The sequence below is a fragment of the Paeniglutamicibacter psychrophenolicus genome (genome assembly GCF_017876575.1).
GTDB classification, from domain to species: domain Bacteria; phylum Actinomycetota; class Actinomycetes; order Actinomycetales; family Micrococcaceae; genus Paeniglutamicibacter; species Paeniglutamicibacter psychrophenolicus.
Map to the genome: position 1 here is coordinate 1,857,444 of NZ_JAGIOE010000001.1, position 24,880 is coordinate 1,882,323.

Genomic DNA, 24,880 nt, shown 5'->3' on the forward strand with positions numbered 1-24,880 from the left:
ACACCGAACCCCTAAGAACCCGTCGTTGCCGGCAATGCTGCCGCGAAAGCCGCGCCGATTGCGCCCGGGGGCGGGTCAGACCAGCGAGTCCTTCCAAGCCTTGTGCAGGGCGGCGAAGCGGCCCGCCGAGCCGATCAGCTCGGCCGGGGACCCGTCCTCGACGATCTTCCCGTCGTGGACCACCAGCACCCGGTCGGCGATCTGCACGGTGGACAGGCGGTGCGCAATGATCAGCGCCGTGCGGTTGCCCAGCAGCGTCTGCAGGCCGCGCTGCACGGCCCGCTCGGAGGGGATGTCCAGCGAGCTGGTGGCCTCGTCGAGGATCAGCACCGCCGGGTCCGCCAGGAACGCCCGGGCGAAGGAGATCAGCTGGCGTTGCCCGGCCGAGACCCGCCCGCCACGCTTGTTCACGTCGGTGTCGTAGGCTTCGGGCAGCGCGGTGATGAACTCGTGGGCCCCCACCGCGCGGGCGGCCAGGATGATCTCCTCGATGCTGGCCCCGGGCTTGCCCAAGGCGATGTTCTCCGCCACCGTGCCGGAGAACAGGAACGACTCCTGGGTCACCATGACCACGTGCCGGCGCAGGTCGTCGTTGGCGATCTGGTCGATGGGCACCGAATCCAGGGTCAGCGTGCCGGAGCGCAGGTCGTAGAACCGGGCGATCAGCTTGGCCAGCGTGGACTTCCCCGCGCCGGTTTGGCCGACCACCGCCACGGTCTGCCCCGCCGGGATGTCCAGGTCGAAGCTGTCCATGATGACCGGGCCGTCGCCGTAGCCGAAGACCGCGTCCTCGAACTTCAGTGCACCGGCCACCTCGCCCAGCGGCTGCGGCCTGGCCGGTTCCACCACGGTGGGGGATTCCTCGAGCAGCCCGGAGACCTTTTCCAGGGCGGCCGTCGCTGCCTGCAGCGAGGAGTAGAACATGGCGATGTTCTCCACCGGCTGGAACACCCGCTTGGTGGCCAGCAGCAGGGCCACCAGCACGCCGACGGCCAGGGTGCCGTCCAGGATGCGGAATCCACCCCAGGCCAGCACCGCGGCCACCGACAGGTTCCCGACGAGCACCAGGCCCGGCTGCAGCACCCCGAAGAGGTTGATGGAGCGGATGGAGTTGTCCCGGTATTCCCCGGCAACGGAGGCGTAGTTCGCGTCGTTGGCCTTCTCCTTGCGGAAGGCCTTGACCGCGCGGATGCCCGTCATGGTTTCCACGAAGGTGCCGATCAGCCGCGCGGAGACCACGCGCGACTCGCGGTAGACGACCTCGCTACGGCGCTGGTACCAGCCAAAGAGCAGCGAGATGGGGATCGCGGCGATCATCACCACGATCCCGGAACGCCAGTCCAGCACGAAGATCGAGATCAGCGTGAAGGTCACGAAGACGCAGGCGGAGACCAGCTCGGAGATGCCCTGGTCCAGCAGTTCGCGCAGCGTCTCCAGGTCGGAGGTCTGCCGGGAAATGATGCGCCCGGAGGTGTACTTCTCGTGGAATTCCAGGCTCAGGCGCTGGGTGTGCCGAAAGACGCGCAGCCGCAGGTCCAGCAGCATCGCCTGGGAGATCTTGGCGGTGCACAGCACGTACCAGCCCAACAGCGAGCCGGCCGTGATGGCGGAGAACACGTAGGCGCCGCCGGTGATGCCCAGGGCGGCGAGGTTGCCGCCGGTGACCTGCGGCAGGCCCCAGTCGATGGCCCAGGCGATGATGATGGGGAAGGAGGCGCGGGCGGCATTGGAGATGACCACCAGCACCACGGTTAGCACCAGCATCGGCTTCTGCCTGGAGGCCAGGGTGGCCAGCAGCCGCCAGGAGCGGGTGCGCACGCGCTTGCGTTCGGCCGCGCTCAGGGTGATGGCGTCCTCGTTGGACACTCCGGTGTTCGTGCTCATGCCCGTGGCCCGCCTTCCAGCACGTTGGTGTCTTCGTCTTCGAGGCTGGCGATCACGAAACGGTAGTGCTCGTTGCGTGCCAGCAGTTCCGAGTGCGTGCCGACGTCGTCGATCGCACCGTCCTTGAGCAGCGCCACCCGGTCGGCCAGGGCCACCGTGGAGGGCCGGTGGGCGACGATCAGCGTGGTGGTCCCGGCCAGCGTGATGCGCAGCTTTTCGGTGACGGCTTCCTCGGTGCGCACATCCAGTGCCGAGAGCGGGTCGTCGAGCACCAGCACGCGCGGCCGGGCGGCGATGGCCCGGGCCAGGGCGATGCGCTGGCGCTGGCCTCCGGAGAGCGAGAGCCCTTCCTCGCCGATGACGGTGTCCAGCCCCTCGGGCAGGGTGCGGGCGAACCCGGCCTGCGCGGTGTCGATGGCCTCGTTGAGCAGCGCCGCCAGCTGCTCCTCGGGGAGATCGGGGGCGCCGAGCAGCACGTTCTCGCGGATCGAGGAGGAAAACAGGATGGTGTCCTCGAAGGCGACGGCCACCGCGCGGCGCAGCTGGATCAGGTCCCAGTCGCGCACGTCGATCCCGTCGATCAGCACCCGCCCGGCGGTGACCTCGTGGAGCCGGGGGACCAGCGCCAGGAGCGTGGACTTGCCGGTGCCGGTCATGCCGACCAGGGCCATGGTCTCCCCGGGCCGGACCCGCAGGTCGACGCCGCGCAGCGTCGGGACTACGGTGCCGGCCGCGTCGGGGAAACTGAAGTGCACGTTGCGCAGCTCCAGCTCGCCGCGCCCGTTCGCCGGGGTGCGCGGATCCTGCGGGGAGGTGATGGTGTTGGGCGTGTCCATGACCTCGAAGTGGCGGTCCAGGGCGGTCTTGGTGGTCAGCGTCATGCCCAGCAGCATGCCCATGCCTTCGACCGGTCCGGCCAGCACGGTGGCGGTGGCGAAGTAGGCGACCAGGGCGCCGACGCTCAACTCTCCCTGGGCGGTGAGCCAGAGCCCGGCGACCAGGCCAAGGCCCAGGGTGGTTTCGGGGATCGCGACGACGTAGAGCAGGAAGCTGGCCAGGGTCCTGGCCTTGACGACCTCGGTGTCGCGCAATTGCTTGGCCCGGGAGTTGAAGCCGTCGTACATGTGCCGGCCGCGGCCGAAGGCCTTGATGACGCGGATGCCGTGCACCGATTCCTCCACCGCGGTGGCCAGGTCCCCGGCCTGGTCCTGGCTCAGCCGGCTGGCCGCGCGGTAGGTGTTGCGGAAGTAGAAGGCCTTGATGCTGATCGGGATCGCCCCGGCCAGGTAGATGGCGCCGAGCACCCAGCTGGAGGAGAACATCAGCACCAGCCCGGTGATCACCGTGACGGTGGAGACGACCAGCATCAGGGCGCCGAAGGCCAGCCACCGGCGCAGCAGGCTCAAATCCGACATGGAGCGCGAGAGCAGCTGACCGGAGCCCCAGCGTTCGTGGAAGGCGACAGGAAGCTGCTGGAGGTGCTCGTAGAAGCGCACCCGCATCTGGGTTTCGAGGCGGGCGGCGGGGGTGATCACGAATTGCCGGCGCAGGAACACCAGCAGCGCCTCGAGGGCGCCCAGCCCCGCGACAAGGCCCACGGCAAGCCAAACCTCGGAGTCCTTGCCCTCGGGGTGCAGCACGTTGTTCACTAGCCAGGCCAGCACCTGGGGGATGGTCAGGGCGACGATGCCTGCGGCCAGCGCACAGAGGAAGCCGAAGAAGAGCCGCGGCAGGATGGGCTTGACGAAGGGGGCGAGCCGGGCAAAGGTCCGGCCAAGCGTGGGTGTGCCCGCCGCGGGGGCGTGTCCTTGTTGTACTGCCACCGGTGTCCGACCTCAATCCCCGCGCGCCAATTCGCTACTGGGAATACCCTACAGTGTGGGGTTGGGATTGTTCAATCAGAGGCGTCGGGCTAGTTCCGGGCGGTCAAGGTCAGCAATATTGCTTCCGGAGGGCATGCGATCCGCACCGGGGCGAAGCGCGAGGTGCCGATGCCCGCGGACACGTTCAGCGGAGCGGTTTTGCCCGCGTGCTCCCACTGGGTCAGCCCGCTGGCGCGCCAGGTCGGCAGGTCGCAATTGGTCACCAAGGCACCGTATCCCGGGATGCAGACCTGTCCGCCGTGGGTGTGCCCAGCCAGGATCAGGTCGGTGCCCGCGTCGGTGAACGTGTCCAGCACCCGTTGGTACGGGGCGTGGGTCAGGGCGATCCGCAGGTGGGGAGCGGCGCCGGACGACACCGAGCCGGCCGGCCAGCCGGCGAAACGTTCCAGGTGCAGGTGCGGGTCATCGACCCCGGTGAAATCCAGGCGCGTGCCGTTCACGGCCATGGAGTGGTTCCGGTTGGTCAGGTTGACCCAGCCGGCGGCACCGAAGGCGCTGTGCATCTGCTGCCACGGCAATTGGTACTTGGGGGAGTTGCGCGGCACATCCGGGCGCTTGCCCAGGTAGCGCAACGGGTTTTTCAGGCGCGGCCCGAAGTAGCAGTTCGATCCCGGAACGAAGGCCCCGGGGAACGCCATCAGCGGGCCCAGTGCCTCGAGCAAGGATTCCAAGCCATCCATGTGGCCCAGGTTGTCACCGGTGTTGATGACCAGGTCGGGCTTCAGCTCCGCCAGAGAGTGCAGCCAGCGACGCTTGAGTTCCTGGTTGGGCACCATGTGGATGTCCGACAGATGCAGCAGCCGGATAGGGGACGACCCCGGTGGAAGCAGCGCCAGGGACTCCTCCCGGAGGACAAAACGCGTCGTCTGGCCCAGCCCGTAGCCAAAGGCGATGCCGGCCGAGGCAGTTGCCGCTGCAGCCGCCAAAGCGGCCCCACGCACAGTGCGTGAGACCGCTTCGGCCAGCGAGGTTGGGTTCGCCATGGAACTAGTCACCATTCGTCTTCTTGGGAGGAGTCGGCGTCTTGCCGCTGTTTCCCTTCGGCTTGGCACTCTCGGTTGCCTTCGGCGTTTCAGTGGCCTTGGGCTTTTCCTCGGTGTCCTTCGGAGCGGAGGACTCGGTCGTTGCCGACTTCGAATCGTCCTTTTCTTCCTTCTTGGGTTCAGGCTTGGGTGCTGCCTTGGCCTTGCCGAAGGACTTGGCCGGGTACAGGGTACCGACCTGCTTCATGTAGTTGGTCCACAGCGGTGCGGCCCAGGTGCCGGAGTCGGTCCAGGCGCGTGCAACACCGTCGATGACCTTGCCCTGTGTTTCCAGATTCTGCTGCTTGTCGTAGCGACCAACCCATGCGGCGGAGGACATTCCGGTGGTGTAGCCGACGAACCAGGTCGAGTTGGCACCGTTGTTGGTACCGGTCTTGCCGGCGATCGGGAGGCTGATTTGGCCCTTGGTGGCCTTCTTGCCGATCTTTTTCATGGTGCCGTTCATGTCGGCGACAACCTGCGGGCTGATTTCCTGGCGACAGGTGACGGGCTTGACCTTGTAGTCATTGCCTGCCGCGTCGGTCACGGAGGTCAGGGCGCGGTTTTCGCAGAACTCGCCGTTGTTGGCGAATGCTGCAAATGCGGTGGCCTGTGCCAGCGGGGTGATGCGCGCGGAGCCAATGATGAAGGACGGGTTGGCCGCTGAAATCGGGTATGACTCGTTGGTGATTTCGCCGGTCTTTGGATCCTTGTGGTTGTCGTAATCGATCAGGCCCAGGCGTTGGGTGCCCTTGGCGATGTCACACAGATCCAACTTGGAAGCCTCGGCGACTGTTGCCGTGTTCACGGAGTTGAACAGGCCGTAGTCCACGGTCATCGAGGACGGGTATCCCTTGACAGCATTGTTGGGGTTCCAGCCTTCACCATTCTTGCCAAGGACTGTGGTGTAACCGCGAGGGAGGCAGGTAGCCTTCCACTTGTAGTTGGCGGGCCACGCACGTTTCGGCGCGCTGATCCGGTCCCACATGTTGTGGCCGGCCTCGAGCCAGGCCATCGTGGTGTACGGCTTCATCGTCGAGCCGCCCTGGAACCCTCCGGCACCGCCGTAGGCTTTCTCGACAGCGAAGTTAAAGGTTGTAATCGGGCCCTTGTCCTCGTTCGTGGGGCCAAAGGTCTTGTTCTGGGCCATGGCCAGGATGTTGCCGGTGCCCGGCTCGACGGTCACGATCGAGGCACCCATGTTCGACTTGTCGTCGGACGGGATCATGCGCTCGGACTGCTTGGCAGCTTCCTTCTGCAGACGCGGATCCAGCGTGGTCTTGATCTTCAGGCCCCCGCGGTACAGGAGGTTTTCGCGGTCCTTCTTGGTCTTGCCGAAGGCCGTGTCGGCAGTAACCATTCGGGTCACGTAGTCACAGAAGTACGCGGAGTCCTTGGCGGCAATGCAACCGGACTTCAGTTCCTTCGGCTTGATCCCCAGCTTCGTCTTGACGGCCTTGTCGTAGGCCTTTTTGTCGATGGCACCGGTGCGCAGCATGGCAGCCAGCACGGTGTTGCGACGCTTGAGGCTCCGCTCGGGGTACTTTTGCGGGTTGTAGGCGTTCGGGAGCTGAACCATGCCGGCTAGCATGGCGGACTGCTGCAGGTTCAGGTCCTTGGCATCCACCGAGTAGAAACGCTGCGCGGCGGCCTGGATCCCGTAGTTGCGTCCGGAGAACAACACGAGGTTCAGGTAACCCTCAAGGATTTCGTCCTTGGTCATTTCCTTCTCGATGGAGATGGCCAGCTTGGCTTCGCGGGCCTTGTCCGCAATGTCCTTCGTGCCGGAGATCGTCATCTCGGAGCGATCCACTCCGTTGACGACGTCGGCGTTCACCAGCAGGTTGTTGACGTATTGCTGCGTCAGCGTGGAAGCGCCCTGCTGGGAGGAAGAGGTGAAGTTGTTGACGGCGGCGCGGGCAATGCCTCGGACATCGACGCCGTTGTGCTCGTAGAAGCGCTCGTCCTCGATGGAGACGATGGCCTTCTGCATGATCTTGGAAATGTCCTTGAGCTTCACCGGCTGCCGGTTTTCCGAGTAGAACGTGGCGATGGTCGAGCCATCGGATGCCAAGACCTTGGAAGGCTGGGCGATCGGCTCTCCCTTGAAGCTGGCCGGCAAAGCGTCAAACACTTCCGCACCTGCGGTAGCGCCGCTGCCGGCAAGGGAAGCGACGGGGACCATGAGTCCTGCCGCGAGTACGCCACATAAAGCGCTCACCCCAAAGAAGGCAACGATCTTGCCGAGGGTGGTAGCCGTATCAAAAAAAGGGGACTTTTTAGCTGCCATGCCCACTAGTTTACAAGGACGCGCTAACGTATCGGTTATGACCAAATGGGAGTACGCCACTTTGCCACTCATTATTCACGCCACAAAGCAGATCCTGGATCAGTGGGGAGACGACGGCTGGGAGCTTGTTGCCGTCGTTCCCGGACCCAATGGAAATGCACCGGTCGCTTACCTCAAGCGCCCCAAGGCCTAATCACAGAAACGAGAAATACCCATGCAACAAGAGACTTCTTCAGCAGTGGAGGCACGCCTGGCCGAGCTCGGCCACGCCCTCCCCGCCGTCGTCGCACCGGTGGCCGCATACGTGCCGGCAACCGTCACCGGCAACCTCGTCTACACCTCGGGTCAGCTGCCGTTTATTAACGGGGAACTCACAGCCACAGGAAAGGTCGGAGCCGCGGTTTCGGCCGAGGTCGCTGCGGGCCAGGCACAGGCCTGCGCGCTGAACGCACTGGCAGCCATCAAGGACGTCATCGGGGACCTGGATCGCATTGTCCGCGTGGTCAAGGTCGTTGGCTTCGTTGCCTCGGATCCGTCCTTCACCGGCCAGCCGGCCGTCATCAACGGTGCCTCCGAGTTCCTTGGTGCCGTGCTTGGTGACAAGGGCGTGCACGCCCGTTCGGCAGTCGGCGTTGCCGCCCTGCCGCTGGACGCCCCGGTCGAGGTTGAACTGATTGTCGAATTTGCCTAACCAGCACGACAACAGCGGCCCCGTGAACGAGATTCCCGCGGTGAAACCACGCAATCCGTCCACGGGGCTGCTGCGCCGGCTTTTTGACTTGCCGCCGATGCAATATGACGCTGCGGAAAATTGGGTTTCCTATGGAAGCCGCACGCCCCGGGCTGTGCGGCGAGCGTCGTCCGTGGTGCTGATCCGCGACTCCCCGAAAGGTGTCGAAACTTACCTCGGATACCGTCCCGGTGGTTCTCCGCTCGGGAGTGTCGCCTTTCCCGGCGGCAGTCTGGAGGCCGACGACGAACATGACATTCCCTGGTACGGGCCGACCCTCTCCGAGTGGTCAAAACGCCTAGGCATCCTTGACCAGCGCCTGGTGCGGGCGCACATCGTGTGTGCCATCCGCGAGCTCTTCGAGGAAACCGGTGTGCTTTTGGCAGGCACCGACGAGCTCTCCGTGGTCGAAAACTGCGACAGCGAGGATTGGATGGCCGTGCGCGAGGCGGTTGCGGGCCAGGACAAGTCGCTTTCGGACGTGTTGGCCAAGCGCGGGCTGGGCCTGCGCACCGATCTGTTGCGGCCGCTGTCGCATTGGATCTCCCCGAACTTCGCGCTGCGGCGCTTCGACACCCGCTACTTCGCCGCGGCGCTGCCGGTGCGCCAGGAACCGTCGCTCTTGCGCGGCAAGGGGATCTGGGCCACCTGGCAGGTGGCCTCCGAGGTCATCGCGCAACGCAACACCACCGCGCTGGGCGACGAAGCGGGTGCACCGGACACCAAGGGCCTGCCCTTGAGCATGGTCACCACCCCGGCCGTGGAAGTATTCCTGGAAAAGATGGCCTCCACCCGGGGCACAGTCGCCTACCTGTCGGTGCGGCGGGAACTGAAAAGCTACCATCCCGAACTCGTCCAGGTGGGCGGGAAATTCTATCTGGATGTCACCACCACGACTGCGGCCGAGGGCGGCGGATTGGGACGCGGCCGTTGAGCCCCAACTCCTTAGGCCCGTCGACCCCTGATCCTGGATCGGTGGCCGAAGCTTAAACGGGTGTGGCGGGGTTCCCCTTCGAAGGGGAACCCCGCCACACCCGTTGGTGCACTTTTGCGTTTTTAGCGTGAACGCTGGCGCAAACGCTGGATGTCCAGGATCACGACCGCGCGTGCCTCAAGACGCAACCAGCCACGCTGCACGAACTCGGCCAGGGCCTTGTTCACGGTTTCGCGCGAGGCGCCCACCAGCTGGGCCAGTTCTTCCTGCGTCAGTTCGTGGGCAACCAGGATGCCGTCCGTTGCCGGACGACCGAAGCGGTCGGCCAGATCCAGGAGCGCCTTGGCGACACGTCCCGGAACATCGGAGAAGACCAGGTCGGCCAGCGACTCGTTGGTGCGTCGCAGGCGCGAAGCCAGGGCCTGCAGCAACTGGACCGAAACCTCCGGGCTGGTCAGGATGACCTTGCGCAGGTTTTCGTGACGCAGGCCGGCAAGGCGGGTCTCGGAGACTGCCGTTGCCGTGGCGTTGCGTGGGCTCGGATCGAACAGTGCCATCTCGCCGAACAATTCGCCCGGGCCGAGGACCGCAATGAGGTTTTCACGTCCATCGGAAGAGGTGCGGCCCAGCTTGATCTTGCCCGAAACGATGAAGTAGAGCTGGTCGCCCTGGTCACCCTCGCGGAATACCGAAGCACCACGGGACAGATCCACTTCAGTTAGTTCTTCAGTCAATGCAGAGAACACCTCGTCGCCCAATGAAGCGAAGAGTGGTGCTCGGCGCAGTACCTCGATGTCCATAAAATCTCCTGTCAACTGTCGTTAGCGCTCACCTAATTGTGCCGTACGGTTGGCCCATGTGACAGCTTCCACACGCCATATGTGGCCAAATGTGGTTAGAATCGCGGGGAACCGACGCCGCCCCGACTAGACTCGGGGCAGCGGATAGTGTTTTGGGGCCTTGGTTTGGGTCGTGCGGCACGGTATGAAGAGTGGGAGTCCAAACTGAATGTTGGGATTGACATGGTTGGACCTGTTGCTCATCGTTTCCTTGATCAGCTTTCTGGCCTCTGGCCTGCGTAAAGGCTTCTTCGTCACGCTCGGAGCCATCATTGGTTTCCTCGCCGGCGGCATCGCGGCGTTCTACGGAATCCCATTGGTTTCCACCTGGGTGACCAACCCCGGATGGCGAATCTTCTGGATCGTGGCCTCCGGGTTGATCTTCATCCTCATCGGCCAGGGAATTGGCATGGCCATCGGAGCGAGAATCCGCTTATGGCTGAACTTCCCGGTCCTGAAGTCCTTTGACAGGCTCCTTGGAGGCCTGGCCAACACCGTCATGGCTGCCCTGGTCATCTCCGCCATCGCCCTTTCGGCCGCCACCATGGGCGTGCCGTGGGTGTCCCAGCAGGTCGCAGACTCGCGGGTCCTGACGGGAATCCAGAACCTGACCCCGAAGCCGATCACCAACTTCGTCACCCAGGCCCGTGCACAGGTCATGGGCCAGACCATCCCCGAGCTCCTTGAGCCCTTCGCGCCGAAGGTGCCGATCGCCGTGCCCGAGGCGGAATCGCTGGGTGCAGGTGTTGACGCGGCCGCGGGTTCGGTCGTCAAGATCATTGGCACCGCCTACGCCTGCGGCGTGAACCAATCCGGTTCCGGCTTCGTGTTCGCTTCGGACCGCGTGCTGACCAACGCGCACGTGGTGGCCGGGATCAGCGAACCGTCGGTGACCACGCAGGACGGGCGCGTACTCTCGGGCAACGTCGTCTACTTCGACTCCGTGGCCGACATCGCCGTGCTTGCGGTGCCGGAACTTGGGCTGGATCCGCTGGAGTTCGGCAAGGACCTGGGACGCGGGGACACCGCGGCATTCCTGGGCTTCCCCGGCGGCGGTTCCTTCCGCGCCATGGGTGCGGTCGTCGAATCGCTGAGCACCATTTCGATCCAGAACATCTACGGAGCCGAACCCACTCCGCTGCGCATCTACCAATTGGCAGGCGATGTCGAGCAGGGCAACTCCGGTGGGCCGCTGCTCGATTCCTCCGGCAGGGTCGTGGGCATGGTCTTCGCCAAGGCCAAGGGCGGTGCCGAGGTCGGGTACGCGTTGGCGCTTGACGAGATCAACGCGGCACTGTCCAAGTCTGCTTCCTCCCGCGAACCGGTGCCCACCGGGGCCTGTTCCCCGCACTAAGGGCCATGCCGGGCAGATCCCGGCCCGGGGAAACGCAGGGGGTCAGAGCCAGTGGAGTTCGGCCCCGTGTTGTCCGGTGCGCGCCAGCGGAACCCGGTCCAGGGCCAGGGTGAAGTAGTTGGTGTCGGTCCCCGCCCTGGTCTGGTTCGCCGCATCCATGAAGAACGACTCGTTGGAGATCCAACGGCAACCCAGCGCTGCGACGGTATCGGCGAAGCGGGCGCGTTGGGCCTCGTCAAGGTACGCCAGCACGGCCGAGTGCATGACCACCGGCACCGCGTGCTTCGGCGCCGCATCCACCAGGTCGGCGATGCGTTCGTTCAGGTCCCCGGACAGCAGCAGCGGGGCGCCGGCCGAGGCCTGCAGCGCACCGGCCTTCAGTGCGGCCAACGTCGACAGGGCCGCATCCAGCCGTTCCAGGCGCTCGTCTTGCCCGGGCCAAACCAGGGCCCGCAGCCACGCCACGGTGTCCGGGTCGGTGCCGTCGAGCGGATTCAAGTCCACCCCTGCCCGCCAGGCGATCTCCGGCAGCTGCCGCGGGATCGGGGGATTTCCGGTGGTGGTGCAGCGCAGCAACGGGGACCCGTCCCCGAGCGGCGCGGCCCCGTCGTAGGAATACGAGTAGAGATCCGGCAGCAGGCACAGGCCCGCGGAGGGACCGACCTCGATCAGCGCCAGCGGCCGCCGTTCCTGGTCAGCCACCATTGCCAGGGCCGGCAGCAGCGTGGCGCAGCGGGCGGCCTCGTTGGTTTGGGTCGCGTGGGTCATGATGATCGCGCGGACAGCCGGCCAGTGCGCGGCGAGGTACCCTTCCATGGTCCCGAACGGCTCGTCCGGGCAGCCGTGGAAGCGGGCGGCGGCAAAGACCAGGTTCGGTTGGCGCTTGGGTTCGGGCAGCGCGGAAACCAGGGCCAGCAGCTCCTGGCTGGAGGCGAGGCCCGTTGCCCATTGGACGTAGAGCTCGCTGTGGCCGGGGAACCATCGGCGTGCGTAGTCACGGTAGATGGATGCGGTGGGTTCCGTTGCCTGGGTGCTCACGTTCCTGCCTCACGTCGTCGGATCCAACGGGTGCCTGCAATGCTGGGTTCGTCTCCAGCTTCGCCCGGAACCGCCCCGTGGCTCAAGGGGGGGCATTTCCGGTGCGACGGGTGCCGGGCACCGACCGGGTGCGGGCAATCCAGCCACCGCGGTCTCATCGGCGGGCGCCGCCGGCCAGCCGGTGCGACTCGGCCAGAAGCTCGGCCAGTTCCACCGGGTCGACGCGTTCGAGCCGCAGAAGCACCAGCAGCGGCGAGCGCTCATGGTGCGGCGTCCAGAAGTAGATCTCCGGTTCCATGGCCGCGAGCGCCTCACGCTCGGTGGTCTTCACGGTGAGCACGCCGTCCTCCCAGATGCGGGCCAGAAGTGTCTTGGCGAACCAGGCGGGCCGCTGCCAGCTCAACCTCTCGGTGACGCCGGGAAGGGCCAGGCACAGCCGGCGGACGTCGTCCTCGGTGCTCATGGCCACACCCTACCGGCCGGCCGGCCCCACGCACAGGGGGCCAGGGGCCCGGTTACCGGGAGGCGAGGTGGATCAGTTGCTGCACGCCCAGCACGTACCCGTTGACCCCGGCTCCGACAATGATGGAGGCCGCGACCGGGGAGATGTAGGAATGGTGGCGGAAGGCCTCGCGCTTGTGGACATTGGAGATGTGCACCTCGATGGCCGGCAGCTGCACCCCGGAAATGGCGTCGGCCAGCGCCACGGAGGTGTGGGTGAAGGCGCCGGGGTTGATCACGATGCCGGTGACCTGACCGCGGGCCGCGTGGATCGCATCGATCAGCACGCCCTCGTGGTTGGACTGCAGGAACTCGACCTCGTAGCCGGCCTTCGCGGCGGCGGCGCGGCACAGCTCCTCGACATCCTTCAGGGTCTCGTGCCCGTAGATCTCCGGTTCCCGGGTGCCCAGGAGGTTCAGGTTCGGGCCGTTGAGGACCAGGATGCGCGCAGGGGTGTTTTCACTCATCCCACCAGCTTAGGCAGTCGGGGCGGGGCGGGCAGTGGCGGCAAGCCGGGTTTGCGTTAAATGACGCCAGCGGGCGGGGGATGGCCAGTGGGCCTTCCCCCGCCCGCCGGCGGCTTGCGCGGTTACTTCCGCATCGAGTCGGCGATCTGCGTCATCACGGTGTTGTCCGCCAGCGTGGTGGAGTCCCCGACCTCGCGGCCCTCGGCGACGTCCTTGAGCAGCCGGCGCATGATCTTGCCCGAACGGGTCTTGGGCAACTCCGGGACCACCAGGATGTGGCGCGGCTTGGCGATCGGGCCGATGTCCTTGCCGACGTGGGCACGCAGCGTCGCGACCACGTCCTCGCCCTCGGCCGGTTCGATCTGCAGGATCACGAATGCGACAACCGCCTCGCCGGTGGTCTCGTCCTTCGCCCCGACGACCGCGGCCTCGGCCACATACGGGTGGGCGACCAGCGAGGACTCGATCTCGGTGGTGGACAGCCGGTGGCCGGAGACGTTCATGACGTCGTCCACCCGGCCCAGCAGCCAGATGTCCCCGTCCTCGTCCTTCTTGGCGCCGTCGCCGGCGAAGTACATGCCCTCGAAGCGGGACCAGTAGGTCTCCTTGTAGCGGTCCATGTCGCCCCAGATGCCGCGCAGCATGCCCGGCCACGGGTCGCGGATGACCAGGAAGCCGCCCTCGCCGTTGCCTACCGACTGGCCCAGCTCGTCGACGACGTCCACGGTGATGCCCGGGACCGGGGTCTGTGCGGAGCCGGGCTTGGTGGCGGTGACGCCGGGCAGCGGGGCGATCATGTGCGCACCGGTCTCGGTCTGCCACCAGGTGTCCACGATCGGGGTCGGGTGTTCCTTCTTTTCCCCGTTGGCGCCGTTGTTGGAGCCGATGACCTCGCGGTACCACATCCAGGCCTCGGGGTTGATGGGTTCGCCGACCGAGCCGAGCAGGCGCAGCGAGGACAGGTCGTAGGAGTCCGGGATCTGCCGGCCCCACTTCATGAACGTGCGGATGGCGGTGGGGGCGGTGTACAGGATGGTCACCCCGTACTTGGCCACGATTTCCCACCAGCGGCCCTGGTGCGGGGAATCCGGGGTGCCCTCGTACATGACCTGAGTGGCGCCGTTGATCAGCGGGGCGTAGGTGACGTAGGTGTGGCCGGTGACCCAGCCGATGTCGGCGGTGCACCAGAACACGTCGGTCTCCGGGTGCAGGTCGAAGGTGTCGCGGTGCGTGGCGGCGGCCTGGACCAGGTAGCCGCCGGTGGTGTGGATGATGCCCTTGGGCTTGCCGGTGGTCCCGGAGGTGTAGAGCACGAAGAGCGGGTGCTCGGATTCATGTCCCACGGCGGTGTGCTCGGTGTCGGCGGTGTCAACGACATCGGACCACCACTTGTCCAGCTTCTCGTTCCAGGCGACGTCCTGGCCGTTGCGCTTGACCACCAGCACGTTTTGCACGGTGTGGCCGGGGGCCGCGAGGGCCTCGTCGACGGCCGGCTTCAGGGCCGAGGGCTTGCCGCGGCGCCAGGTGCCGTCGGCGGTGACCACGAGCTTGGCCTCGGCGTCGTCGACGCGGGAGCGCAGCGCGTCGGCGGAGAAGCCGCCGAAGACCACCGAGTGGATCGCGCCGATGCGGGCGCAGGCCAGCATCGTGATGACGGCCTCGGGGATCATCGGCAGGTAGACGGCCACGCGGTCGCCCTTGGCCACACCGAGGGACTCGAAGGCGTTGGCGGCCTGCTTCACGGCCGTGGTGAGCTGGGAGTAGGTGTAGGAGCGGGTGTCGCCCGGTTCGCCCTCGAAGTGGATGGCGACGCGGTCGCCGAGCCCGTTCTCGACGTGGCGGTCCAGTGCGTTGTAGGCGGCGTTGACCTTGCCGTCGGCGAACCACTTGGCCACCGGCGCCTCGGACCAGTCCAGCACCTCGGTGAAGTCGGTGTCCCAGGTCAAGACCTTGCGGGCCGTCTCGGCCCAGTAGCCCAGGCGGTCGGCCTTGGCAGCCTCGTACTGTTCCGGCTTGCCGATGGCGTTGGCCACGAACTCGGCGCTCGGGGCAAAGGCGCGGGTCTCATGCGAGAGGTTGTCCAGCGTGGGAGTGTGGGTGTCCGACACGGTTTTGGTCCTTCCAACAACTAAATGGGGTCTGGTGATTCAGGTTACAGCCGCGAAGCCTCCCCGGGTGTGCCCCGTCACAAGTATGACAGTGGAGGGGTGGTGATTGTGCGTTGAACGGCAAATGTTCACGCCCAATGGTCGTACGGATCGCGGGATCGCGGGCCCCGGAATCCTGCCCGGGAACGGCTCCGGGTGGGTGTCGTGCGGGACACCGGAGGGGGCGTTGGCCAACGATGGCGTAACACCAGCGGTATTCGCGGTGCGCCGAATCGCGCGCGTTGGACTGCGGCGCGGATAGGGTTGTAGCTAGCCTTGCCTTTAAGGTGCAACCGGTCGAAGCGCACGCCCAATGGGTACGCGTCGACCGGTCGCCGATGCAGGGCCAAGGAAGCAACACGAACAAGAAGCGGGGTCTTCACATGGACAAGGTGCATACCAAGGCAGAGGGTTCGACGCGCGGGCGCACGCCCAAGGCGGTTTTGGGGCCGCTGACGACGCGCGACGGGTTCGTCATCCTCGGCGGGGTGCTGGTGCTGGTGGGTTCGCTGGTCCCGATCCCGTGGACCAAGACCGTCTCGGTGAACATGTGGATCTTCCCGGGCCTGCCCTTCCACCTGCTGGTCTCGCTGCTGCTGCCGCTGCTGGTTGCCGCCGGGTTCACCTGGCGACGGCTCACCGGACGCACCCGGGTGCGCATCGGGTCGCTGAGCCTTGACCAGGCCGGATCGGTCGTGTCGCTGTTTGCCGCCGCCTACTTCTTCAACTCCTACGTGGCGTCCATGTCCCCGGCCTACCTCATCGGGCTCATCGGGGCACTGGCCATGATCGCCGGCACGACGCTGGCCAGCTACCTCGGGGCCTTCCGCCGCGACTTCGTTCCCGGCGGCGAAACCGTGCTGGGTTCAGACGTCCTGGCATCGGCACCTCCTGCCGCGAAACCGTCAGCTGCCACCGCATCGACCGAGTCCGAAAGCTTCGGCGCCAGCAGCGCCGGTGCCCCGGCAACCTCGGCCACCTCGACCAGCCACGCCGCGAACCGCCCGGGCATGCCGGTGACGGGCAAGGACGAGGTGCGCCGCGAGGTCGCACCCGTTGCGGTTCCGGCACAGGATGCCAACGCTTCCGCTTCCGCTTCCGCTTCCGCGGCCGCCTCGTCCGCAGCTTCCGCCCCGGTTACGGCATCGGCCACCGGCGCAACGGCAGGCGCCACGGATAGCGCAGCGAACAAGACCGACCACGCGCCGTTCACGAAGGATGCCGACCAGGTTTCGGCCTCCGGGTCCAACTCGTCCGACACCGACGCACCGGAGCCGGACAAGAACACACCTCCGGAATCCGCCAAGGAAGCCTCCGTCGTCGATGAAGCCCGGGCCGAGGAGTCGGAGAGCGTACCGGAATCGGGCACCGCCAAGTCCGCGGAACCGTCCGAGGCTGCCGATGCCGCACAGGCCACGGAAGCCGGCCCCAAGCCATCGACCGGCAACAACGAGGACCCGGACGCCGAGGCGGAGCCCGGCACAAGTGACGGCAAGGCTGCTGAAGTGAAGGACTCCAAGCCCGAGGCCGAAGCTGCGTCGACCCGGAAGCCGGAACCGGCTGCCCCTGCCCCGAACGATCGCGGCAAGGACGACTCCGAACCCGGCCGGGACCTCGCGAACGCCGCAGGCCACCAGGGGAAGGCGAACGAAGCCGCCGCTGAGGCGAAGCCCGCCGAGGCATCCAAACCTGCTGCCGTCGACCTTGCTGCCGCTGAATCCGGCGTCCCGGCCGCCGGGAACCCGAACCCGGCAACCATGGCCGTCCCGCGGACCGGCGACATCAAGGCCACCGCCGCGCTCTCGCGCACCGAGATTGACGCGCACCGCGCCGCCGCCGAGCACGCCAAGGCCGAGGCCGAGTCCTCCTTCGGGGCCCGGGCCGAGGTTGCCGCGGCCGATCCGGAGCCCGCCAGCTTCTGGTTCGCCCTGAACCACTCGCGCCCGGTCTTCCACCCGGTCAACGGCACCATGCTCGCGACGCTGAACCCCGGCAAGTGGATCCTGTGCCTGGAGGACCGCGGCACCGAATACCTCATCAACCTCGCCGAGGGCCGCCCCGCGGTGCTGCGCGACCTCGACGACCTGCAATTCCCGGACAAGTAGGCATGGCACGCGAAGAGACGGCGCTGGGGCGCAAGCGCCGGGCGCGGAAGATCAACCGGATCCTGGCCGAGACCTACCCGTACGCGGTCGCGGAACTGGACTTCACCAACGCCTTCGAGCTGCTGGTGGCCACGGTGCTCTCGGCCCAGACCACCGACGTGCGGGTCAACGCGATCACCCCGGCGCTCTTTGCCGCCTACCCCGATCCGCTGGCCATGAGCCAGGCCGAGCCCGCGGCGCTGCAGGAGCTGATCCGTTCCACCGGGTTCTTCCGCGCCAAGGCGAACTCGCTGCTGGCCCTGTCCACCCGGATCGTCGACGAATACGACGGGGAGGTGCCCGGGCGGCTCGAGGACCTCATCACGCTGGCCGGGGTGGGGCGCAAGACAGCCAACGTGGTGCTCGGCAACGCGTTCGGGGTCCCGGGGATCACCGTGGACACCCACTTCATCCGCCTCGCGAGGCGCTTTGGCTGGACGAGCGAAACGGACCCGGTGAAGATCGAGCACGAGGTCGGTGCGCTCTTCGAGCCGGCGGACTGGACCATGCTCAGCCACCGGGTGGTCTTCCACGGCCGGCGCATCTGCCTGGCCCGCAAGCCCGCCTGCGGCGCCTGCCCGCTGACCACGCTCTGCCCCGCCTACGGGGAGGGCGAGACCGACGAGGCCAAGGCCGCCAAGCTGCTCAAGTACGAACTGGCGCCGGGCCGCGGGGAACTGCTGGAAAAGATGCGCGCCGGGGCCACCCGCCGCGAGCTGCGCGCGCAAGGATACGGACTGGAAGCATGAGCGTACGCACGGAATTGCTGGAGATGATCGCGGCCAAGGCGCACCTGGTGGGCAACGGAATCCAGGACGCGACGAAGATGCCCGAGACCTGGGTGTTCAACCCGCTGGACCCCGAAACGGCCAGGCACGCGGCGGTGCTGATCCTCTTCGGGCGGCTCGACGACGTGCCGGCGACCAGCGCGGTGAAGTCGGTGCACGAGGATTTGGACGTGCTCTTCGTGACCCGGGCGGACACGCTGCGCAAGCACGCCGGGCAGGTCGCCTTCCCCGGCGGCAAGGTCGACCCGGAGGATCAGGACGCGATCGCCGCGGCCCTGCGCGAGGCCCGCGAGGAGACCGGGCTCGACCCCGACGGGGTGGAGATCCTGGGCGTGCTGCCAGATACGGAGCTGCCCATCACCAACTTCATCGTCACCCCGGTCATCGGCTGGTGGCACGCGCCCTCGGAGGTTTTCGTGGTGGACACCGCGGAGTCCTCCACGGTCTTCCGCGCGCCGGTGGCCGACCTGCTGGATCCCGCCCGCCGGGTCTCCTCGGTGATCGAGCGCGACGGGCGGCGCTTCTCCGCACCGGCCTTCGACGTGGACGGCGGTTTCATCTGGGGCTTCACCGGGATCCTGATGGACCGGATCTTCAACGACCTGGGCTGGACCGTGCCCTGGGACGAGGGCCGCGAGGTCTCGATCCAGGTCGGCGGGCGTCGGAACCCCTGAGGCAACCGGCTATTTGGCCTGGTCGTAGGAATCGACGATGACCGCGGTGACCGGGAAGTCCACGGGGATCTTCCCGAAGAGCAGCTCGGAGGCGGACCTGGCCGACTCGTGCACCAGATCCACCACGGTGCGGGCCTGCGCCGCCGGGACGTGCAGCATGATCTCGTCGTGCAGGAAAAACACCAACTCGCCGGTGTCCACCCCGGCCGCCTTGCCCGCGTTCATCCTCCGGCGCAGCTCGCCCATCCAGCACAGCGCCCACTCCGCGGCGGTGCCCTGGACGATGAAGTTGCGGGTGAAGCGCCCGCGCGAGCGGCCCTCGGCCTCCACCGCGCGCTGCTCGGCCTCCGTGGAGGCGCGCGACCTGGACTTCAGCCACCCTTCGGGTGCCTCTGGGGTTCCGCGGCCCAGGAACGTTGAAACGCCCGCCCCGGCCTCGCCCTGTGCCGCGGCCCATTCGACCAGGCCCACGGCCTTGGGGTAGGTGGCCTTGAGCTTGGGCATCAGCCGGCCGGATTCGCCGCTGGTGGCCCCGTACATCGCCCCGAGCATCGCGACCTTGGCGTGCGCCCGGTCCCCGCCGAACCCTGCATCGGCAATCCCCTGGTACAGGTCCCGGGCCGTTGCGGCCGCCGCGAGCGCGGTGTCGCGCGAGAGCGCGGCCAGGATCCGCGGCTCCAGCTGCGCGGCATCTGCGACCACCAGCACCTTGCCGGGATCGGCGCGCACGGCCGAGCGGACCTGGTGCGGGATCTGCAGCGCCCCGCCGCCGTGGGACGCCCAGCGACCGGTGACCACCCCGCCGACGATGTATTCGGGGCGGAAACGCCCCCCATGCACCCAGCGGTCCACCCAGGCGTAGCCGTTGGCGGTGGCCAGCCGGGCGATCTTCTTGTAGGCCAGCAGCGGCTCGATGACCGGGTGCTTGATCTCCGTCAGCTCCCAGGCCCGCGTGTTGGCCACCGCGATGCCCGCCCGGTTCATGGCCTTGAGCAGCTCGGCCGGGGAATCGGGGTTCAGCGTCGGGGCATCGAGCAGGGCGCGGAGTTGCCCGGCCAGTTCCTCCATGCGCGGCGGACGCACCCCGGCCGGAACGCGCTCACCCAGCGCCTCGTGCAGCAGCCGGTGGTGCTCTTCCACGTCCCAGGGCACCCCGGCGTGGGTCATTTCCGCGGCGATCAGCGCCCCGGCGGACTCGGCCGCCAGCAGCAGGCCCAGCCGGGCCCCGCGCTCGGAATCCGGCACCGCGGCACGCTGGGCCAGGAACTCGGCGAGCACGTTTTCCAGCGCGCCGGTGCTGTCCTTGGGCTCGGAAAACAGCTCGCCCTGGTTCTCCGGAACCCGTGCAGGCGGCAAGAGGTGTGCCGGGGCGGCGTTGGCCGGATCCGCTTCCCGGCCGATGGCCGTCAGGTATTCCCCTGGCACCGCATAGGGCGCGTTGCGCAGGATGGCGCGGACCAGCCGCACATCGTGGGCGCGTTCGATGCGCACGCCGGCGGCCAGCAGCCCCGGGTACCAGGCGTGCACCGAGTCGAAGACCCAGCGCGGCCGCCGCGTGGCCTCCAGCTCCGCGACCACGGCTGGAAGCTGGTTGCCGTAGACCTGCACGGGCGGGATGAGCGCGGTGCCTTCCGCGTCGACCAATTGGACCACCGCGGTGGCGGAACCGGCTTCGGGTTCGGGCTGGGAGATGGAGTGGGTGGCCACTACCGCAAATTGCTGCACGGTTCATTCTCGCAGTTCCCGGCGTGCACGTACCGGTCCGCCCCTCCGCCGGGGCGCCTTCCCGCACACGCCGGCCGGCGCCCGCGGGCGGTTGTCCGTTCCCCGGCCACCGGGGGCTTCACCGGGACAGCGCCGAGGGACCACGCTGGATGGCATGAATGAACAGAGAAGATTTGTGGCCCGGCTGCCCGGGGCCGACCCGCGAAACCTGCAGCTTCCGGCGCTGCGGGCGGCCCGGGCGCAGGCACGGACCCCATCGCCGGATGCCGCCCCGGTGCCCTCGACCCCCGACGCGTCGGTGAACCCTGCCGCGGTGGTGAACCTCAACCTGCCGGTGATCCCTGCCGGGAACCGGCCGGCGGAACTGGCCCGCTGCATCCTGTTCAGCCGCGACGTGGAGCTGGCGCAGGTGCTGGCCGCGGTCGCCGTGGGAGCCGGGGTGCAGCTGCTGCCGTGCCGGGACGCCGCACGGGTGGCCGAACACCGCGACGAGGTGATCCTGGTGGGGCAGGACTGCGTCGCGGAAATCGATGCCAGGCTTGCCGCCTCCACGCTGGTGCTCACCGGCCGGGAGGAGCACCAGGACGTGCTGTGGCGTGCTGCCGCCACCTGCCCCGGGGCCCGGGTGGCGGTGCTGCCGCAGGCCGCCGCATGGCTGGGCGAATACCTCGGGGAGCTGGGCCTGCATTCGGGGCGCGCCCACACCACCATCGTTGCCGGGGCCGGCGGCGGGGCGGGGACCTCGACCTTTGCCGCCCTGCTGGCCGCGACGGCCACGCTGGACGGGCACCGGACGTTGCTGCTGGATGCCGACCCGCACTCGCCCGGGCTCTGGCCGGTGCTGCGGGCCCGCGAACCGGACGGCCTGGGCTGGGAGGACCTGCAGCACGCCCGCGGCCAGCTTTCCCCGGGCCAGCTCGCCGAGATCCTCCCGCTGTCGGCGGGCACCGCGGTGCTCTCCTGGGTGCGGAACCCGGGCTGCTTCACGCCCTCCGAGGCCCTGCTCACCGAGGTGCTGGCCGCCTCCCGGCGTATCTACGAACGCATCGTGATCGACGCCGGACACCTCACCGGGGTCCCCGCGTCCATGGCCGCGCTGGCCAACACCCGGCTGCTGCTGCTATCCGCGCGGCCCGGGAACGGAGCGGCGGGAACCGCGGCGCGGCTGGGGGAGCACGCCGCGAACTGGCGGCTGGTCCTCACCGGGAAGCTGGCCTCCGGGACGGACACCCGAGCCCTTGCCCTGCTCACCGGCGTGGAGCTGGGCGGGTACTTCGCCCCGGCCCGGCGCATCGAACGATGCGCGGCGGACGGGGCGCTGATGAACGCGCTGGCGCACCGCCCGCTGCGCCGCGCGGTCGCCAGGCTCGGCGGCCAACCCGATACGGCCCTGGGGCAGGCGGCATGAGCACCCCGGAACCGACGGGAAACCCGGCAGCCACCGGCACGCCGGCGCGAAGCCCCGCCCGTGGAAGGCGGCGCTGGGCGGCCGCGGCACCCGTGCAGGCCCGGGCCGCCGACCCGAGGGTGCTCGAGGAGATCCGCAGCCGGGCAATGGACACGGCCGGCGGTCTCACCGAGATCGACCTGGCCGCCGCGGTGCGCGCCTCGGGCAGCGTGATGGGGGCCGCTTCCAGCACCGAGATGCTGCGCAGCCTCAGCGATGACATCCACGGGCTCGGGGTCCTCGAACGTCTCGCCCAGGTACCGGGCACCACCGACATCCTCATCGACGCCACCGGCCGGGTATGGGTCGACGGCAGGGCCGGGCTGCACGCCTCCGAGCTGGAGTTCACCGACCCGGCAGCGATCCGCGCGCTGGCGGTGCGCCTGGCCGCCGCCGGGGGACGGCGGCTGGACGACGCCGCTCCCTTCGTCGATGTGTCGCTGGGCAACTACCGCATCCACGCGGTGCTGCCCCCGATTTCCACCGGCGGCCCGCTGCTGTCCATCCGCATCAAGTCCAACAGCAACCAGAAGCTGGACACCCTGGTCACCGACCCGGACTGGCTCGCGGCCCTGGAGGCCGTCGTCGCGGCGAAATTGAACTTCCTGGTCTCCGGCGGCACCGGGGCAGGCAAGACCACCCTGCTGGCCGCGATGCTGGGGCGGGTGCCGGGAAACCAGCGGATCATCGTGGTCGAGGACTCCGCGGAGCTCGCCCCTTCCCACCCGCACCTGGTCGGGCTGCAGGCGCGCGGCGGCAACGTCGAGGGCGCCGGCGAAATCGGGTTGCAGGCCCTGGTGCGCCAGGCGCTGCGCATGCGCCCGGACCGGCTGGTGGTCGGGGAATGCCGGGGAGCGGAGGTGCGCGAGTTCCTCGGCGCCATGAACACCGGGCACGAGGGGGCCGCCGGCACGCTGCACGCCAACTCCGTGGCGGCGGTTCCCGCACGGCTCGCGGCGATGGGCGCACTGGCGTCCATGGACGCCGCGGCCACCGCGCTGCAGGCGGCCAGCGCCCTGGATGTGCTCATCCATGTGCGGCGGGACCCCGCCACCGGGGCCAGGGCGCCGGTCCAGCTGGGCCGGCTGGTCCTCACCGATGCCGGGACGCTGGCGGTGCACCTGATCCACGAACAGGGCTCCGATTCCGTCGACCCCGATGCCCTGGCGTGGTTCCGCTCCCGCCTTGGGGCCGCCGGGGAAACGAGCCCGTGGTGAGCCCGGCCCTCGCCGTCCTGGCCGTGTTGCTGGCAGGTGCCGCCCCCTGGCTGTGGCTCGGCGGCGGGAACGCCGGGGGCCGGCGGCTGCCGATGCCGCCCGGTCGCCCGGGGAGCCAGCCACACGATGCCCCCGCCGGCAGGCCATCGCGCCGCACCCTGCGCACCCGCCGCGAACGCACCAACCACGCGGCCGACACCGAGGAATACGCGAAGTTCCTGCGCCAGCTCGCCGCGCTGCTGCGTGCCGGGACCGGCCCTGCCGCCGCCTTCGGGCTGCTCGCCGAGCTCTGGGCCCAGGGCACCACCGGCACCGCAAACGACCTGTGCTCCGGGGCAAGCCGCGCACTGGCCCAGGTGCACACCGGCGGAACGCTGCAGCAGGGCCTGGCTGCCCACGCCGCCACCCACCCGGGCAACCGGCGGCTGTGGACGCGGCTGGCCTGGTGCCTGGCGATCTGCGAGGAATCCGGGGCGGCGCTCGCGGAGCTGCTCGACACCCTGGCCGAGGACGCGGAAACCGCCGCCGACATGCACCGGGCCCTGCACTCCGCGCTCGCCGGACCGCGCGCCACCAGCAGGCTGCTGACCTTCCTGCCCGGAATCGGGCTGGGCCTGGGCCAGCTGCTGGGCATCAACCCGCTGGCGGTCCTCACCACGCATCCCGCCGGGCGCATCGCGCTGGTGGCAGGTGCCTGCCTGTGGCTGGGCAACCGCTTCTGGTGCGGCAGGATGCTGCGAGCCATCACCAACAAGGTGCCCTCGTGATTCCCGCACTTCTCGCGGTGCTCCTGGCCGGTGCCGCGGTGTGGATCTTCACCGGTGCCGGGTCCCTGCCGCGGGGCCGGTCCAGGGACCGGTCCGCGTCCGCTCTCCTGCAGCGCAGCGGCGCGCCGGCCCCGGCCGGTGCCGCTGCCGGTTCCGGCGCCGAAGGCCCCGCGGAACCACTTCCGCTGGTGCTGGAAATGTGCGCCACGCTGCTCGAATCCGGGCTGCCGATCCGCTCGGTGCTGCGGATCATCGGCACCAACGTCCCTGGGTACGCCTCGCTGCTGCTGGTCTCCCGCGCACTGGACCTGAACGTCGGATGGGAGCGCGCCTGGGGCCGGGGTGCGGGGCCGGCACGCGAACTGGAGCAGGCGCTGCGCCTGACCCGGCTCTCCGGCGCCCCGGCAGCTGCCCTGCTGCGTTCGGCCGCGGCCTCCGCCCGCAAGCGCGGTGTCCGGGAGGCCGAGGCCCGCGGCGCCGAGTTCGGGATCAAGCTGGTGATCCCGCTGGGGCTCTGCGCGCTGCCGGCCTTCATCTGCCTCGGCGTGGTGCCCGTGGTGATCTCCCTGCTCCCGAGCTTCTAGCCTCCCCGCACCTTCCGGCACCGGGCAGACGCCGGCGCGCCTGCCGCCCAAGCCGCCCGCCGCCGGTTATCCCCAGCCCGCACCAGCCCCGGCCAAGGGCCAGGGGCCGACGCCCACACTCGAAGTGGGAGCCGCACGCCACACCCCCGTGGCGGCACGCGGAGCAACCCGCAGTTCCAGGAGCAACCACACAACGACCGAACAAAGGACAAGAACATGGACAACCACATGACCGACGCAGCACCCGGACACATCGACCTGCATCGGGGCACCGAGCCGACTCCCGCGGCACTGGCCGACGAGGAAGGCAGCACCACCGCCGAATTCGCCATCGTCACCCTGGCCGCGGTGGCCTTCGCCGGGCTGCTGGTGAGCATCCTCTCCAGCGGCGACGTGCGCGGATTGCTGATGGGCCTGATCCGCCAGGCCCTGTCCTTCTAGCCGG

22 protein-coding genes are annotated in these 24,880 nt (G+C 68.4%); 12 read left to right on the forward strand and 10 right to left on the reverse strand.

Going from position 1 to position 24,880, the window contains the following annotated elements; all coding sequences use genetic code 11:
* Window positions 1-75: 75 nt before the first annotated feature.
* The 4 genes from JOF46_RS08290 to JOF46_RS08305 form a co-directional block, all read right to left on the reverse strand.
* Entirely contained in the window at window positions 76-1,884 is a 1,809-nt protein-coding gene (locus JOF46_RS08290) for an ABC transporter ATP-binding protein (protein WP_209906888.1), read from the reverse strand.
* The gene (locus JOF46_RS08295; RefSeq protein WP_209906889.1) at window positions 1,881-3,707 is read right to left on the reverse strand and encodes an ABC transporter ATP-binding protein; all 1,827 of its coding nucleotides are present in this window, start codon (window positions 3,705-3,707) and stop codon (window positions 1,881-1,883) included. Before JOF46_RS08295 ends, JOF46_RS08290 begins: the two co-directional genes overlap by 4 nt.
* An 89-nt stretch (window positions 3,708-3,796) precedes the next feature.
* Window positions 3,797-4,750 (reverse strand): metallophosphoesterase, encoded by a 954-nt coding sequence (locus JOF46_RS08300; RefSeq protein ID WP_209906890.1) that lies wholly within the window; start codon window positions 4,748-4,750, stop codon window positions 3,797-3,799.
* 4 nt (window positions 4,751-4,754) lie between these two features.
* Window positions 4,755-6,923, reverse strand: a complete 2,169-nt coding sequence (locus JOF46_RS08305) for a transglycosylase domain-containing protein (protein ID WP_342592398.1) — start codon at window positions 6,921-6,923, stop codon at window positions 4,755-4,757.
* Window positions 6,924-7,116: 193 nt separating this feature from the next.
* Here JOF46_RS08305 and sp36 point away from each other — a divergent pair, with 193 nt between their 5' ends.
* The 3 genes from sp36 to JOF46_RS08315 all read left to right on the forward strand — a co-directional run bounded on the left by sp36 (window position 7,117) and on the right by JOF46_RS08315 (window position 8,743).
* Complete coding sequence (sp36, locus tag JOF46_RS22940; RefSeq protein WP_181578252.1) at window positions 7,117-7,272, forward strand: Sp36 family protein; 156 nt, start codon at window positions 7,117-7,119, stop codon at window positions 7,270-7,272.
* Between the two features lie 21 nt (window positions 7,273-7,293).
* The gene (locus tag JOF46_RS08310) at window positions 7,294-7,770 is read left to right on the forward strand and encodes a RidA family protein (protein WP_209906892.1); all 477 of its coding nucleotides are present in this window, start codon (window positions 7,294-7,296) and stop codon (window positions 7,768-7,770) included.
* 97 nt (window positions 7,771-7,867) lie between these two features.
* Complete coding sequence (locus JOF46_RS08315) at window positions 7,868-8,743, forward strand: NUDIX hydrolase (protein ID WP_209911732.1); 876 nt, start codon at window positions 7,868-7,870, stop codon at window positions 8,741-8,743.
* A gap of 122 nt (window positions 8,744-8,865) precedes the next feature.
* Here the strand turns inward: JOF46_RS08315 and JOF46_RS08320 are convergent, their stop codons facing one another.
* Window positions 8,866-9,543: a Crp/Fnr family transcriptional regulator gene (locus JOF46_RS08320; RefSeq protein ID WP_113761716.1), complete on the reverse strand. Its 678-nt coding sequence runs from the start codon at window positions 9,541-9,543 to the stop codon at window positions 8,866-8,868.
* A 208-nt stretch (window positions 9,544-9,751) separates the two neighbouring features.
* Between JOF46_RS08320 and JOF46_RS08325 the strand changes: the two genes are divergently transcribed.
* Complete coding sequence (locus JOF46_RS08325; protein ID WP_209906893.1) at window positions 9,752-10,936, forward strand: MarP family serine protease; 1,185 nt, start codon at window positions 9,752-9,754, stop codon at window positions 10,934-10,936.
* 42 nt (window positions 10,937-10,978) lie between these two features.
* Here the strand turns inward: JOF46_RS08325 and JOF46_RS08330 are convergent, their stop codons facing one another.
* The 4 genes from JOF46_RS08330 to acs all read right to left on the reverse strand — a co-directional run bounded on the left by JOF46_RS08330 (window position 10,979) and on the right by acs (window position 15,050).
* Window positions 10,979-11,974, reverse strand: coding sequence for a DUF2332 domain-containing protein (locus JOF46_RS08330; RefSeq protein WP_342592400.1), 996 nt, complete (start codon window positions 11,972-11,974; stop codon window positions 10,979-10,981).
* A gap of 154 nt (window positions 11,975-12,128) precedes the next feature.
* On the reverse strand, window positions 12,129-12,437 hold the full coding sequence (locus JOF46_RS08335; RefSeq protein ID WP_209906894.1) for an MmcQ/YjbR family DNA-binding protein: 309 nt from the start codon (window positions 12,435-12,437) through the stop codon (window positions 12,129-12,131).
* A gap of 52 nt (window positions 12,438-12,489) precedes the next feature.
* Complete coding sequence (gene aroQ, locus JOF46_RS08340) at window positions 12,490-12,942, reverse strand: type II 3-dehydroquinate dehydratase (protein WP_209906895.1); 453 nt, start codon at window positions 12,940-12,942, stop codon at window positions 12,490-12,492.
* Between the two features lie 122 nt (window positions 12,943-13,064).
* Window positions 13,065-15,050 (reverse strand): acetate--CoA ligase, encoded by a 1,986-nt coding sequence (gene acs / locus JOF46_RS08345; protein ID WP_209906896.1) that lies wholly within the window; start codon window positions 15,048-15,050, stop codon window positions 13,065-13,067.
* A gap of 422 nt (window positions 15,051-15,472) precedes the next feature.
* Between acs and JOF46_RS08350 the strand changes: the two genes are divergently transcribed.
* Genes JOF46_RS08350 through JOF46_RS08360 form a run of 3 tightly spaced genes read left to right on the forward strand, consistent with a single transcriptional unit; the run spans window position 15,473 to window position 18,695 of the window.
* The gene (locus JOF46_RS08350) at window positions 15,473-17,194 is read left to right on the forward strand and encodes a hypothetical protein (RefSeq protein WP_209906897.1); all 1,722 of its coding nucleotides are present in this window, start codon (window positions 15,473-15,475) and stop codon (window positions 17,192-17,194) included.
* A 2-nt stretch (window positions 17,195-17,196) separates the two neighbouring features.
* The gene (gene nth, locus JOF46_RS08355; RefSeq protein WP_209906898.1) at window positions 17,197-17,982 is read left to right on the forward strand and encodes an endonuclease III; all 786 of its coding nucleotides are present in this window, start codon (window positions 17,197-17,199) and stop codon (window positions 17,980-17,982) included.
* Window positions 17,979-18,695, forward strand: coding sequence for an NUDIX hydrolase (locus JOF46_RS08360; RefSeq protein WP_209906899.1), 717 nt, complete (start codon window positions 17,979-17,981; stop codon window positions 18,693-18,695). Before nth ends, JOF46_RS08360 begins: the two co-directional genes overlap by 4 nt.
* A 9-nt stretch (window positions 18,696-18,704) precedes the next feature.
* On the opposite strand, the gene JOF46_RS08365 is transcribed toward JOF46_RS08360, so the two are convergent.
* A complete protein-coding gene (locus JOF46_RS08365) occupies window positions 18,705-20,402 on the reverse strand; it encodes a bifunctional 3'-5' exonuclease/DNA polymerase (protein ID WP_342592401.1) in 1,698 nt (565 codons plus the stop codon).
* A 172-nt stretch (window positions 20,403-20,574) separates the two neighbouring features.
* Between JOF46_RS08365 and ssd the strand changes: the two genes are divergently transcribed.
* The 5 genes from ssd (at window position 20,575) to JOF46_RS08390 (ending at window position 24,876) form a co-directional block, all read left to right on the forward strand.
* Window positions 20,575-21,828: a septum site-determining protein Ssd gene (gene ssd, locus JOF46_RS08370; RefSeq protein ID WP_209906900.1), complete on the forward strand. Its 1,254-nt coding sequence runs from the start codon at window positions 20,575-20,577 to the stop codon at window positions 21,826-21,828.
* Window positions 21,825-23,084, forward strand: a complete 1,260-nt coding sequence (locus JOF46_RS08375) for a TadA family conjugal transfer-associated ATPase (RefSeq protein WP_209906901.1) — start codon at window positions 21,825-21,827, stop codon at window positions 23,082-23,084. Before ssd ends, JOF46_RS08375 begins: the two co-directional genes overlap by 4 nt.
* Window positions 23,081-23,851 carry a type II secretion system F family protein gene (locus JOF46_RS08380; protein WP_209906902.1) on the forward strand — a complete coding sequence of 257 codons (771 nt, stop codon included), beginning with the start codon at window positions 23,081-23,083 and terminating at the stop codon, window positions 23,849-23,851. The genes JOF46_RS08375 and JOF46_RS08380 overlap by 4 nt, the downstream gene beginning before the upstream one ends.
* On the forward strand, window positions 23,848-24,435 hold the full coding sequence (locus JOF46_RS08385) for a type II secretion system F family protein (protein WP_209906903.1): 588 nt from the start codon (window positions 23,848-23,850) through the stop codon (window positions 24,433-24,435). Before JOF46_RS08380 ends, JOF46_RS08385 begins: the two co-directional genes overlap by 4 nt.
* Before the next feature lie 216 nt (window positions 24,436-24,651).
* Window positions 24,652-24,876, forward strand: a complete 225-nt coding sequence (locus tag JOF46_RS08390) for a DUF4244 domain-containing protein (RefSeq protein ID WP_245348055.1) — start codon at window positions 24,652-24,654, stop codon at window positions 24,874-24,876.
* Window positions 24,877-24,880 lie beyond the last annotated feature (4 nt).